Below are 13,663 nucleotides of genomic sequence, written 5' to 3'. Positions count from 1 at the left end.
GATATTAGAATATGAAAAATGCAGTTCAAAGGGGCCGGTTATGAGAAAGAAAAGCATTTCGATTTTATTGGCAGCAGTTATGACCGCATTGTGCGCATGTGGTGCAAATTCACAGGAGGATAAAGGTATGGGAGCAGAAAACAGTAACGAAGAGATTAGCATGGAAGTAGCAAATAGTAGCGAAGAGAGCAGCGTGACTACAGATAACAGCAGTGAAGACTTAAGCTCTTTTGCTTCAGGAATAAAGACAGAGGATGACTCAGAAGGTGCTGACACAGAGTTCGTTCTTAACGATGAGATAGATGAAAGATGTCCATTACTAATCGAGTCAAAGCGTGGTGATGTAGAATACGGCGAGTTCACACATGCAACTTATTATTCTGAAACCTGCGGACTGGAGAGGGGTTATAGCATACTTCTTCCTGCAGACTATAGCGAAGATAAGCAGTATCCGGTTTTATACCTTTTACATGGTATCTTTGGTAATGAGTATTCTTTTTCCTCAGATGGAGAGAATAGAATTAAAGAGATCGTAGGCAATATGGCGGCAGATGAGCTCATAGAAGAGACAATCGTTGTATGTCCTAACATGTACGCAACATCTGATCCTAATCAGCAGCCTGGTTTTGATAGCGAGAGCGTTCTTCCTTACGATAACTTTATCAACGACCTTGTCAATGACCTTATGCCTCACATTGAGAGCGAATATTCAGTTCTTACAGGTAGAGAAAATACTTATCTTGCAGGCTTTTCAATGGGCGGTCGAGAGACAATTTATATCACCCTTCAAAGACCTGAGCTTTTTGGCTATGTATGTGCAATCTCTGCAGCACCGGGAATCGTTCCCACAACAGATAAATTCATGACTCACGAGGGAATGATCGAAGAGAGCGAGATGAAATTTGCAGATGGCGCAGTAGAGCCTGATGTATTCATTATCTGCTGCGGCAGCAGGGATTCAGTAGTTGGAACATATCCGGAGCAGTATCATGAACTTCTGGAAGCTAACGGCGCTGACCACATCTGGTACGAGATTACAGGCGCAGATCATGATAATAATGCTATCAAGAGCGGTCTTTTCAATCTCTTCAAGCAGATCGCCTATGATAAGAGCAAGTCTTAAACTATAGTTCCCGACCAACTTTTCTAACCACGTTTCAACGACACCTCTGCAGGGCAGGAGATCTTAAATAGCTTGTAGCAATCATTCATGATCTTTGTTGCCTCTGTTGTCAGCAGCTCGGTAGCATATACTTTGCACTTCTGATTGCGGAGGTTCATAAACATTGAAATAGGGTATAATCCATTGAAAAGGGGCCGCGTACTTAGTACGAGGCCCCTCTTTTCCAATCTATTGAATCAGAGATTCATGATTATGAATTTTTTAATCTCATGTCGCGAGTAAAGTGAGCTACTAATGGTTCCAATTGATGAAGCTTGCGATATCAATTTGTTTTGTATATGGAAGTCTTCAAGCTTTTTCTTCGCGTTCCTGCATCTCGATGATGAATATTACCATGCAGCATGCAAGCATGATGATTGCAAGGTGTGCTGCGATAGAGGAACTATCACCTGTAGAAGCAAGTCTTCTTCCTGAGATACTGCTGTCACTGTTTGAAGCAGATGTTCCATCTTCGGAAGGTGTTACTGAAGTGTTAACAGTAGCTGTCTCCTGATCTCTGGAAGCTCCAAGTACAGCGCTTTCGTTAGTTGATGCCGGGCTGCTTTCAACATTAGATGTCTCGTTATTATTCTGAGTATTAGAAGCACTTCCTTCAGAAGCTGTATTAGAAGCTGTCTGAGTTGCGGATGTACTTCCTGTGCCTGCGGCATTACCGGAAGCAGTAGTATTACCTGCTACCGCTGTGTTAGAGCTGTTTGATCCTGAAGCTTCAGTAGAACCGGTAGAGCTTTCGTTAGTTGAACCAGTTGAACCCTCAGTAGAACCGGTTGAGCTTTCATTAGAAGCCTCAGTAGAGCCAGTTGAGCTTTCATTAGAAGCCTCGGTGGAGCCGGTTGAGCTTTCATTAGAAGCCTCAGTAGAGCCGGTTGAACTTTCATTAGAAGCTTCTGTTGAACCGGTTGAGCTTTCGTTAGATGCTCCTGTATTAGCATTTGCCGGATCATCAGAAGGCTCGTCTTCCGGATCAGCTACAGGCTTTTTCTCAGGAGTAACTATACTAACTGATGTAAGAGTCGGCTCCCATCCTAACAGTTTGGTATAACCGGCAAAGGTAAGACCAAGTTCTTCAAGATCTTCGAAGTTATCATAAATAGTACTGTTATATTTAATAGTACCGTCAGTTAATGTTACTTTTCTTTCCTTAACAACTTTATCTTCAAGCTTGTTATTATCTACAGTATTGTATTCTTTATAATTTACATCATATGGCTGTCTGTCATTCATCCTGTACCAGCCGGCATCATAGATAGTAACACCTTTGGAAATAGTAGTACTGCTAAATGTTACCATTGACTGTCCGTCCCAAGGTCTTCCGAAATAGCTTGCGCCAAGTGTTTTGCCGCTATTAGAAACAGCTACTTTGGACTCTGCTATAAATGGATCAGAAGCATCTGAAGTTGTAGTAGTATTAGGACCAGTTATAGTGCAGTCTTCAAAGAGGTATCCGTATGTAGAACCTTCGCCTCTTGCAGCTGTGATATATGAGTGCTTCTTGGCACCATCTGAGTAGCCTTCAAAGTGAAGCTCGCAGTTTTTGAATGCCCAGTCGCCATATCCGAAGATATAGTCAGTATTACCAGATATCTTACTATCTATGAAGTAGCCGCGTGTTCCAGGGCCAGTATAAAGTGTATCCTGGCTGCCAAGAACTGTTACGTTGTAGAACTCTGCATCGGCAGCTTCTATAGCAAGTGCGGTAGCTCTCTCTGTAGCTGCTACGCATGTTACATCTGCGCCTTCTTTTCTTTCGAAAGAAGTCTTTGAGTCGCCATATGCTGCTGCGTTAAGTGTTACGCCGTCTTCAAGCTCTTCTTCAGTCATATAGAGGTTGAAGGAGTTCTCGAAAGTGATACCGCTTGCTTTGAAACCTGTTGCATTTTTTTTGACATATGTTGAAGCGCCCCACTTAGTAACAGTTCCCTTGGAAGTCTGGTTGTAAGCTGCCTCTTCATCATAGTATCCGTTCTTGGCACTATAATAGGTATAGCCGATTCCATAGTACCATGTAAGTTTAACATCGCCGTCTGCAAGAAGAGTTACATTAGGTGTGTTTATAACAACCTGTTCTCTGTATGTTCCGGCATTTATCTGAACTACTACGCGATGGTCACCGGTTCTTGTGTTAGTGATAGCATCGATAGCTTCCTGAACTGTATCGAAATTGTAGTCTCTGCCGTCTGTATATCCTACGTATATTCTGTCTGCATCGCCTACTGTGATGTCAGATTTCTTTTTACCAAAATAGAGGTCTCTTGTAGTATCTTCGCCTGCTACAGTAACTGTAGTAGAAGTTGTGTATTTAGTATTAGATACCTTGACTTTGTAAGTACCGTCTCTAAGACTTACTTCATATCCTGCGTTATCAGCCAGAACAGTTGCCTCATACTCAGCCTTATCCTTGGTATTTACAAATGTAAGTGTTCCAAGATCTGCATCTGCAGTAAGGCCTATGAACTTACCTGTTACCTTGTAAGAGTTAATAAGTGTTGCAACAAAATCATAACCAGAGAGTTCATCATCTTCAGAAACAGTTATCTTGTTATCTGCAGCGATCTCATAATCAGGGCAGTTTGTAAGAGATACAGTGTATTCTATACCAGGTACTACGTTAATGCCTTCATATGATCCGTCTTTTGCAAGAGTTACTGAAACTTTATTATCTTTAGAATCAGTAAATGTGATCTGTGACTTGTTTTTCTCAATATATTCTTCGTCAATTCCTGTTACAGTGCCGCTTATAGCTACTGTAGATGCCTTGATTATAGTGATGTCATGAGTTGATGTACCAGAAGCAACTGTATTAGTGCTGTCACTTACATCATATCCTACAGGTCCTACGATGCTGATGCTGTAGCTATGACCTGCTTTGAGGTATACTGCGTATCTGTCATTATTGTAGTCGATATCAGCGTATACGTTTCCTACACTTTCATCATCTGTACATGTAAAAAGAAGTTTATAATCATCAGAAAGTGACTGTCCATCTTCGAAACTGATGTTTCCTGAAAGGACGCTCTGGCTCTTATTTCCTTTTACAATTCTGTAAAAATCAGGCTTGCCGCCATTGGTATTCTCTGTATAGATTGTGTATGTACCGCTTGTAGTAGCAGTGAATGTATAGGATGCAGGACTTCCCGCATTTAATGTAAATGTCTCATCCTGAGAGCCGTCAGCTGACTTGAAGTGAGCTGTCTCTGTTGTGGCTGTGGCAGAAGAGCTGAACTTAACTCCCATATAAAGAGTAAAAGTATCGCCCTGCTCAACGTTTGCTATTGTGATGTATCTGCTAGTAGGAGCTCCCTTCTTGATAGAAGTCTTACCATTACCGTAGTAATAACCTGATGATGTGTAGTCATCAAATGAGTAGATACCTTTTTTATTAGTTGCCTGATAGGTCTTACCTTCAATGCTTGTTGCTGTATAGAATCTGTCGCCTTTGCCCATATAAAGAGTAAGGTCGCCAAAAGATACAGAAGTATTTGAAGTTACGCTGGATGTCTTAGTATTGCCCTTGCTGTCAGTGTATGAACCGATTGAACTGATGTTTTCGATGTCTTTGGTAGAGATCATGTCTGTGGCACCTTCGATGCCTGATACCTGACCACCAAAATCCCATACGGATATATCGCCGTTTCCTTTATCATCAAGTGCTGACTTGGGATATTCGATCTCGATGCTGTAGAGATAGATCTGGCCTGTTGCAAGAAGAGTTACATAGCCGTAGCCCTTACCTGTGTATTCGTATGTATCTCCTGAGAGGAGCTTGGTCTCTCCATCTGCAAGGAAAGATGAACCGTTATCATAATAAGTTACCTTAAGAGTTCCTGCTCTGTTAAAAGGAACTACTATAAGAGTTGTGTCATTGACAAGTGCATCATCCTTGTCACCATTTTCTCTAGGATCGAACTTACCTGTAGATGCATCAATATAAAGTTCCTTATAGCTTCCTGTTTTACCTTCGTATTTGACATATGATTCTGCGTCATATTCTGTGAAGTTCCAGGTATAATTCTTAACAGGATATGAGAAGAACTTAGTATAGTCTGTTTCTTCCGGCTCTGTGACCTCGGGTTCTTCAGCTTCCTTCTTTGATATTGTAAGGCTCTGAAGATATGTGTCTTTTGCATTTATTGTAAGCTTTACAAGAGCACTTGAACTGCAGCTGCAGTCATAGGTGTATGTATAAGGATTGGAAGATCCTGTTACAGTCTTATCTGAGATAGATGATTCTGATCCGCCATCTACAATTACAGGAGTAAGATCATAATTGTCTTTATATGCAAGAATAGTGATAACAGAATCTGCAGGTATGGCAAAATACAGAACTGTTCCTTCGTTGAACTGTCCCCAGGATGAACCATTGGGTGCATATTTACCTGCTGATGTTGTATCTATGTATAAATTGTTATACTCAAGTGTTTCAACATTTGAACCATGCTCTACTTTAGTATTGATTCCGTTTTCAGTAAAATCCCATGAAGTATATTCAGCTTTTGAAAGATCTACAGGGATATTGTCTGAAGATTCAGAAGCTGCACTGTTTTCATTGGAATCTGCACTTATTTTGTTTTCAGTAAGTTCTTTATCTGATTCAGTTTTTTCTTTATCTGTTTCAGAATCTGAAGTTGTATCTGTATCATCGCCAGTAGAAGTGGTATCAACAGTAGTCTTGTCAGTTGTAGTATCTCCATCTTCGCCTTCAGTAGGTGAAACGGTTGTTACTACTTTAGTACCTTCTGTAGTACCAGATTCCTGTGACTTAGGATCTTCTGAAGAATTGCCTTCTCCAGTAACTTCTGAAGGATTGCTGCCTTCAGTGTTTGAAGTTGTCTGAACATCCTCCTGAGCCATGCTGGTTACAACATTGCCGCTAAGAAGAGTCATGGATAGTAGCGCTGCGAGTATAAAGCTTTGAACGCGCTTACTGCTAGAATTCTTTTTCATAAACAACCTGCTTTTCCGGATGTAAATCCTTTTATTTGTGGAAGCCCTTACATTGGGGGGACAAGCCACGATGGCCATAATATCAAAAAGGGTATCATCATTATTATCATATTTTTAACTATTTTTGTAAGAGCTTTCATTTGTGCGGCGAAACTCGCGCCAATACTAGAGTTTCCAAACAAAAAAATTTTTGATCCCTTTGAAATATAGTATTATGTAAGTGCAAAACAAAAGCTGACATCTCATTTATATAAATTGCCAACTATAGAAAGGCTGCTATATTACTGATGTTATAAGGCAGGAAGAAGGAGGAAACTATGAGATATTTTATTGCCAGTGATATTCACGGTTCATATTATTGGGCTGATAAGATGATGGATAGATTTGCAGGTTCAGGTGCAGAGCGCATGATATGCCTTGGAGATATACTCTACCATGGTCCTAGGAATGATCTTCCAAGAAACTATGAACCTAAGAAAGTTATAGAACTTATGAATTCTATCAAAGACCGTATATGGGCTGTTCGTGGCAACTGCGAAGCAGAAGTTGATCAGATGGTACTGGAATTCCCTGTCCTTGCTGATTATGCGATACTGGCTCTTGGCGGTCATACTTTTTTTGCAACACATGGACATCTGTATGATGAAAATAAAAAGCCTCCGCTATCAGCAGGTGATGTCCTGCTACATGGACATACACACCTGCCGGTATGCGAGAAGCTCGTACTAAATGATAAGGGTGAATACTTCTATCACCTAAATCCCGGCTCTGTCTCAATCCCTAAAGGAGGCAATCCCAACAGCTATGCGGTCTTAGATGACGATGTATTTACTATATACGACTTTGAAGGTAGTACAGTAAAAGATATTAGGCTCCACTGATCGATTGAATTATAGATATATTAACGTGGACTACTTGCTCGGACGAACCTGCAACACCCCTGTAAAGGCTTTGGTGATGCAGGTTCATCCAATTTGCAGCTTGAATACTATATTGGAACTTTATTGGAACGCCAGCTGAGCGAAGTTATAGAAGCCCAGATACCATACGCCGAAGGTGTGGCTGCCTGTTACTTCCTGCCACATATAGTTCTCGCCGTCTACAAACTGATCACACAGAGCAGGAAGTGACTTAACTGCCGCTGAGTGAGATGAATATGCTATATTGTCCTGCAGACCGCAGATATTGTAGAAATAGTATATAGGATAGGTGTTGTCTTTAAGAAGGCTTGCTGTAACGCCTGCAGTATTGCTGGTAGGCGCAGCAGAGAAGGCACCGAAATAGCCAAAGAGATCTATACATTCGCCGATACCGATATTGATAGTCTGCATGCCGCCCATAGACAGACCTGCCATAGCGCGGTGAGCCCTTGATGCAGACATGTCATAACCATTCTCGTCATAATCTGCATAAGTGCTGTAATGAGACTCAATATAAGGAATGAGATCATTTCTAAGCTCTGATCCAAAGCTATAGAAAGATTTGAAGTCAGATCCGTCACTTGAATGGTTGGCAGCAGATCTTCCGTTAGGAGTTACGACTATAAAGGGCTCAATATCTCCAAAGTAGGCAAGATTATCCATGATGATCTTGACGCGTGATGTTGAACCTGTCATGCCCCATTCATCCTCATCGCCGCCTATTCCGTGCATGAGATATAGGACGTTGTACTGTTTGGACTCATCGTAGCCATATGGAAGATATACGTTAGCTTCTTTTTCTACAGGAGCTCCGTCTCCATAATAGTCATGAGCTGTATAGGTGATGCGTTCGATCGTGCCTGCTTCCTTGGTATTAAGATTTGTATACTTGGGAAGGACTACGTCTGAAATCTCCGCAGTAGGAGTGCGATCTTCGTAGTCTTCTTCTGAAGCTTCGCCTGCAGAAGTATCTACGGCTGATGTCTCTAAGGCGATAGCTTCAGAGATGCCATCAGAGCTTTTGGCCACAGCTTCATCGGTTACTGTAGATGAAGAGTCATTAGTTGATGTAATACTTTCGTTTGCTGAATTGTTCATTTGCATACCCTCACTGTTTTTTGCTTTTGCCGCACATCCTGACAGACTCCCTGATATGAGCGTAAGTCCCAGAAGTATAGCGGGCATTTTCTTAGTAACTGTAGCTTTCTTCATAACATGATCCCCCCGATAAGTTATGTACTTAATTAGCCGCGTTTTTGCACCTATACTTACTAATGTAAGAGCAAAATGGCTTAAAAACAATTGATATGCAGCAAGATGGCAACACTTAGGTATAAGTTCGCATGAGGTGACAATTTTGGGTATAAACAGATACAATGCAGACTCTGAGTAATGCTTTACATGATGCATTTTGCAAAAGAAAATGGAATCTCATGCGGGAATATGTCCAAAAAAAGTTAAAAGTTTTTGGTAAATTCAGTAATTATATCGAGTTATTATTTTCCTTCTTCGTGTTAAAATAATGCATTGTTGCATGATTGGAAGTAAAAGGAGTATATGAAAAAAGTATGATAAAGAATAAATTCTTAGCTGTATGTGTACTTGCTACAGCTATGTTACTTAGTGGATGTACATCGACTGTTGATGCATCAGAAAGCGGACTTGATACATCTGTTCAGGCTGCACAGAGCGCATCTGAGGGAACTCTTGAAGAAACTGAACCCGGCGAGTCAGCAACTGACCTTCGTGGCCTCAAAGAGACAGGCCATCAGGCAGTATCAGTTCTTGATGACAGCATAGAAGCTTCAACCTCAGCACCTACAATAGAAGCTACAACATTTGATCCTAAGCAGTATTCACTTCCTGCTTATGAGAACTCTGATCCGGAATATGGTACAAGGACTCTCATGTCAGAAGAGGGATTCAAGCATGCAGTATCAACTTACTGTCATGTGTTTGTTACAGATTATGCTTCACAGGTTACTATAGAGAATTATAATGCTCCTGTGGGAGATATGATCAAGATCCATGCAGTTGTAACAGATACCACTGTTTTGGGAAGCTCAAGCAATCCTGTCAATGTCAATGTCGACTTTGAAGTATCTATAAAGACCGGCATGGGCAAAGTTACTAAGCCTGACGGAACCTATGATGTTGATCTTAAGACTTTCTCATCATATGCAGATCTTGGAGTTGCAGCACAGACTCAGAATACACTTAACAAGAATGTAGTTACCAGATATGGCGATCTTTATAACATATTCAAGAAAAAGGTCAGCCAGAAATCATCAGATTATCTGTATGGAATATACATAGTCGACTTCGACAATGATGGTGATAAGGAAGGCCTTGCCCTTACAGTATCTATACCTCAGGGCAATGATCCTACAGAATATCTTGCTACTTGTGAAAGCTTCACCAATGCTCATCTTTGGTTTGTAACAGAAGATGGAGGAGCAACTTATGTAGAGCCGCCGGCTGATTATGATATGAGTATTGTATACGGAATGTCCAGCAGCATGTACGGAGATGGAACCAGCGTAGTGATGCTCTCAGCTATAGAGTCAGACTACAATAGATACAGTTATGTTATTGACTTCCATAGCGGCAAACCCAAATTCATTGGCAAGCTCTTAAATGCCTATGTTGACTCTAATGGATTTATAAGTACCTGCGGTGCCCTCAGTATAGGCGGAACTAACTTCAGCTTCCCTGAGACATATGCTATCAATGGTGGCAAGCTTGAGCTTATAAAGTCATATCCTTATTAAATAATAAAAGTAAGATCAGAAGATGCTTTGACTTAGTATGATAATTTTGACCCTTACGTCATATAATGATTTTTAGTAAAAAGTGGTGATCCAATCCAGTGATCATCACTTTTTTCTTTTCATTATAATGAGTTTGTGATTTTATAATCCTTGAACGTAATTTTGTCCGGGGGAGTTTGAGTTAAGTAACAATTCTTGCATTAAAGCGCTAGTAGTGTACAGATAATATATGACTAAGAGCAAATAATGATATACTTTGCGCATAAAACAATAAGAAATCGTGTAAGATTATTTTTATTATATATGTAGTTGTATTTTAGCGGTATTGTCAGTTCTATATGAAAGAAGTTTAGGTCGCTATATATCTATATGATTGCGGAGGGTTGTATGAAAAATCTTGAACAGAAATTAAATCCATATATGCCGTCATGGGAGTATGTTCCGGACGGAGAACCTTATGTATTCGGAGACAGGGTATATGTATACGGATCTCATGATAAGTTTAATGGAGATGTATATTGTATGCTTGATTATGTGTGCTATTCTGCGCCTGTAGATGATCTTGGCGCATGGCGCTATGAAGGTGTTATCTACCGCAAGGATCAGGACCCTGCCAATGAAGATCTTCAGGGCAATCTGTATGCACCTGCTGTAACTGTTGGCCCTGATGGAAGATATTATCTTTATTATGTACTTAGCTCCTGGGGAGTAGTATCAGTTGCTGTATGCGATGAGCCTGCAGGCAAGTATGAATTCTATGGTTATGTACATCATACAGATGGAACCTACCTTGGTCAGAAAGATGGAGACGAACCTCAGTTCGATCCGGCAGTCCTTACAGAAGGAGACAGAACCTATCTGTACACAGGATTCTGCGGAGTAGGAGATAAGTCAAGACATGGAGCTATGGGTACGGTTTTAGGACCTGATATGCTGACTATAGTAGAAGGTCCTGTATTTGTAGCACCGGGTGAACCATATAGCCACGATACATCTTTTGACGGACATGCATTCTTTGAAGGACCTTCTATCCGCAAGAAGGATGGCAAGTACTATTTTATCTTCTCAACACAGCTCTTCCATGAGCTTGGATATGCAGTAAGCGATGATCCGCTTAAGGGATTTGAATATAAGGGCGTGCTTGTTAGTAACGGTGATCTTAATATAGATACTTATAAGCCAGCAGATAAGCCCATGTTCTACTGTGCCAACAACCACGGAAGCATGGTTCAGATTGGTGATGACTATTATATCTTCTATCACCGCCATACCAATGGAACCAACTACTCAAGGCAGGGCTGCTTTGAAAAGCTCAAAGAAAAGGCTGATGGAACCTTTGAGCAGGCACCTATGACATCATGCTGTGGTATGGAGCCATTAAGAAGTGAGGGTACATATCCTACATATATCGCATGTAATCTTTTTACAGATACAGATGTAACCTACATCCCATGGTCAGGCTGGATGGATGACCGATTCCCTAAGATCACTCAGGAAGGCGGCGATATCATACCCAAGGACCGTATGGAAGCTCCAATATGCTCTGAGCATATAGTAGAGAATCACGGTTCATGGCGCAGCACTAATTATGCATATATAGCCAATATGAGAGATAGCGCTACTGCCGGATTTAAGTATTTTGACTGTAGGAATGTCAAAGAGATGTCTGTATGCACCAAGGGTTATGCAACAGGCAAACTTGAAGTTCGTACTAAGTGGGACGGAGAAGTCATTGGATCCTTCGAGATAGGCTATGCCAATGAATGGCATGAAACAAAGGCTGATATCGAGATTCCTGACGGAGTGCATGATCTGTTCTTTACATTTAAGGGAACAGGACATCTGCAGTTCGCGGCATTTTCTTTCTGCTGATACAAAATGCCCTGGGGACGGGGTAAGGAACCATTTCTGTGATATCTATTCTGCGCTTGAGGAATTGCCTGAGTGCTTCAATAAAGCTAAAGAAGAAGGAGTTGTGATCATCCTTCTTCTTTTTTTACGATAAAAATGCATTTCATCAAGTAAAAATGGCGTTTCATCGGATGTTTTAGATATGAGCCGACATATCATGTATAATAACGGCGATATTAGTAATTGATTTAATCATAAATACGCTAAGCAGTATATTCGGAGAGGATATATCGTAGTGTTATGAGAGTCGTTTATGGTTTTAGTCGTAAACTGAAGTGGTGTTAGAAGAATATTGTTTTTTTAACTAAAAAAACAGTAAAGAGGTTTTTATATGTCAAATAATAAAATGCAAATGAAAAAAGAAGATGAACAGGCTGGAAGGCTTGACTATGTTTATAAAACAAACTTAACCATAGACGAGTGCATAAACAGAATTGGAAGCGCTGTACCTGTAAAACTTTCTGAATATAAAACAGAAATTGATAATGGAATCTTATATATATCTTTTATGGATGCTTATGATAATGCGGGCGGACTCTTTGCCACATCTCCGCAAAAATATGCTGTAAGATTCGAGAGCATGGCAGATAAAACAATAATAAGAGTCAGGTATGTATGGGCTGATATAAGCACGAATATTCAATATCTCCTGAGGTCAGACATTGATGAGTTCTTTGTATCTTTGTTTGATGCGTCTATTTTGGAATTTGATAATAAAATATGGACTGATACAGATGAGGAACTGCTCGAACATAAAGATCCACTATTAAAAGGTTTTAAATACCTTTTATATGAAAAGAGACTTATGGCTGTTTTTATATTTATTCTGTGGGGAATTATGATCTTTAATATTTATTCTGATTCAAAAGATACAAAGGAGAACTATAAATGGGTTCATGTTAATGAAGGTAAAGCCCTAGTCAAGGCAGAATACTATGATTCAGCGACTAAACAGAAATGTGATGATGAAAATTGTTATCTGGAATCAGACGAATGTAAGATGCTTGTTATTGATTTGCCGTCAGATGGAATAGATGCTGAATTCGAAGAAAAAATAGGTTTTTCTTTCGAAGATATTTTACTGCTAAATACTATCAAATCTGAATCTGATCTTCAGGCACTATTCGAAGTAGAAGATGAAAATGTAATAGATACTTTTAAGACAGATAGGATAAGTTTCAAAAAGTATGGAATAGTTTTTAAATCGAACGATAAGGTTGTTTCTGTAAATGTATACCAACAGGATCATAGAAGCATTGCTCAGATAATAGTTTCTGATGAAGGTTTTTTTACAGATGAAGAGTTTGGGAAAATGTTTAGCAATTTATATTACCCACAGTGGCCTAAGAAAAAATGAAAGCAGGGTAATGATGTGTGTTAGAGGAAAGTATTAAATGGAAATGCAAATATGTGAAAAAGGTATAATTATTGTTTTGCTTTTTGCAATTGTGTCACTTGTGGTATTGGTGATAATTTTGCAAGTATCAATATCATTGTCATGCAAGGAAAAAATTGAAGCGACTCTTATAGATTTGGAGGCAATCAAAGGGAAAAAAGTTACTACGCATGTTGCTGTTCCGCATGAAGCGAGGTATTCAAAGTACAGTTACACATACAAACCAAAGAAAGAATTTAAGTATAAGGAAGTATATACATATACATACCACCCAGTTTATCAGTATAACTACAATAATCAGTGTTTTACCAGAAAGCCATTGAATTTTTTGGATTATTATGAAAATAAAGCTTTTGAAAATAAGAAGTATAAAATCGGCCAAAAGTGCTACTTATATATAGATCCGAAGCGCCCGGCTCTTTGTGTTACAAAAAGATTTTCTTTAGCTAATACTTTGTTATTTACCTTTTGTTTGATCGGAGTGATCTTGTTTATATTTATGATTTTGAGGACATTATAAATGAAGCGGAGGATTTAC

The 13,663-nt window shown here is 39.8% G+C and carries 8 protein-coding genes; 6 read left to right on the top strand and 2 right to left on the bottom strand.

Translation table 11 applies throughout. The annotated features are described in order from the left end of the window. The first annotated feature begins 40 nt into the window (after nt 1-40). The gene (locus BMX21_RS08975; protein WP_177173983.1) at nt 41-1,123 is read left to right on the top strand and encodes an alpha/beta hydrolase; all 1,083 of its coding nucleotides are present in this window, start codon (nt 41-43) and stop codon (nt 1,121-1,123) included. Between the two features lie 348 nt (nt 1,124-1,471). Here the strand turns inward: BMX21_RS08975 and BMX21_RS08970 are convergent, their stop codons facing one another. Then, on the bottom strand, nt 1,472-6,127 hold the full coding sequence (locus BMX21_RS08970; protein ID WP_177173982.1) for a pectinesterase family protein: 4,656 nt from the start codon (nt 6,125-6,127) through the stop codon (nt 1,472-1,474). Between the two features lie 317 nt (nt 6,128-6,444). On the opposite strand from BMX21_RS08970, the gene yfcE reads away from it, so the two are divergent. Next, nucleotides 6,445-7,008: a phosphodiesterase gene (gene yfcE / locus BMX21_RS08965; protein ID WP_092043547.1), complete on the top strand. Its 564-nt coding sequence runs from the start codon at nt 6,445-6,447 to the stop codon at nt 7,006-7,008. 120 nt (nt 7,009-7,128) lie between these two features. On the opposite strand, the gene BMX21_RS08960 is transcribed toward yfcE, so the two are convergent. Next, nucleotides 7,129-8,259, bottom strand: a complete 1,131-nt coding sequence (locus BMX21_RS08960) for an alpha/beta hydrolase (RefSeq protein ID WP_177173981.1) — start codon at nt 8,257-8,259, stop codon at nt 7,129-7,131. Nucleotides 8,260-8,615: 356 nt separating this feature from the next. On the opposite strand from BMX21_RS08960, the gene BMX21_RS08955 reads away from it, so the two are divergent. From BMX21_RS08955 to BMX21_RS08940, 4 genes are all read left to right on the top strand, one after another. Beyond that, nucleotides 8,616-9,818 (top strand): hypothetical protein, encoded by a 1,203-nt coding sequence (locus BMX21_RS08955; RefSeq protein ID WP_092043541.1) that lies wholly within the window; start codon nt 8,616-8,618, stop codon nt 9,816-9,818. 387 nt (nt 9,819-10,205) lie between these two features. After that, nucleotides 10,206-11,690, top strand: a complete 1,485-nt coding sequence (locus tag BMX21_RS08950; RefSeq protein WP_092043539.1) for a family 43 glycosylhydrolase — start codon at nt 10,206-10,208, stop codon at nt 11,688-11,690. A 370-nt stretch (nt 11,691-12,060) separates the two neighbouring features. Then, a complete protein-coding gene (locus tag BMX21_RS08945) occupies nt 12,061-13,086 on the top strand; it encodes a hypothetical protein (protein WP_092043537.1) in 1,026 nt (341 codons plus the stop codon). A gap of 37 nt (nt 13,087-13,123) precedes the next feature. Next, entirely contained in the window at nt 13,124-13,645 is a 522-nt protein-coding gene (locus BMX21_RS08940; RefSeq protein WP_092043534.1) for a DUF3592 domain-containing protein, read from the top strand. Nucleotides 13,646-13,663 lie beyond the last annotated feature (18 nt).

The sequence above is a fragment of the Butyrivibrio sp. TB genome (assembly GCF_900110805.1).
GTDB classification, from domain to species: domain Bacteria; phylum Bacillota; class Clostridia; order Lachnospirales; family Lachnospiraceae; genus Butyrivibrio; species Butyrivibrio fibrisolvens_C.
Note: the sequence above shows the minus strand (reverse complement) of the source record. Positions and strands in the feature narration are given on the sequence as shown.

What these genes read in the sequence shown, in the direction of transcription:
- BMX21_RS08975 (WP_177173983.1), top strand. Translation starts at nt 41, where the DNA reads ATGAGAAAGAAAAGCATTTCGATTTTATTGGCAGCAGTTATGACCGCA.
- BMX21_RS08970 (WP_177173982.1), bottom strand. Translation starts at nt 6,127, where the DNA reads ATGAAAAAGAATTCTAGCAGTAAGCGCGTTCAAAGCTTTATACTCGCA.
- yfcE (WP_092043547.1), top strand. Translation starts at nt 6,445, where the DNA reads ATGAGATATTTTATTGCCAGTGATATTCACGGTTCATATTATTGGGCT.
- BMX21_RS08960 (WP_177173981.1), bottom strand. Translation starts at nt 8,259, where the DNA reads ATGAAGAAAGCTACAGTTACTAAGAAAATGCCCGCTATACTTCTGGGA.
- BMX21_RS08955 (WP_092043541.1), top strand. Translation starts at nt 8,616, where the DNA reads ATGATAAAGAATAAATTCTTAGCTGTATGTGTACTTGCTACAGCTATG.
- BMX21_RS08950 (WP_092043539.1), top strand. Translation starts at nt 10,206, where the DNA reads ATGAAAAATCTTGAACAGAAATTAAATCCATATATGCCGTCATGGGAG.
- BMX21_RS08945 (WP_092043537.1), top strand. Translation starts at nt 12,061, where the DNA reads ATGTCAAATAATAAAATGCAAATGAAAAAAGAAGATGAACAGGCTGGA.
- BMX21_RS08940 (WP_092043534.1), top strand. Translation starts at nt 13,124, where the DNA reads ATGGAAATGCAAATATGTGAAAAAGGTATAATTATTGTTTTGCTTTTT.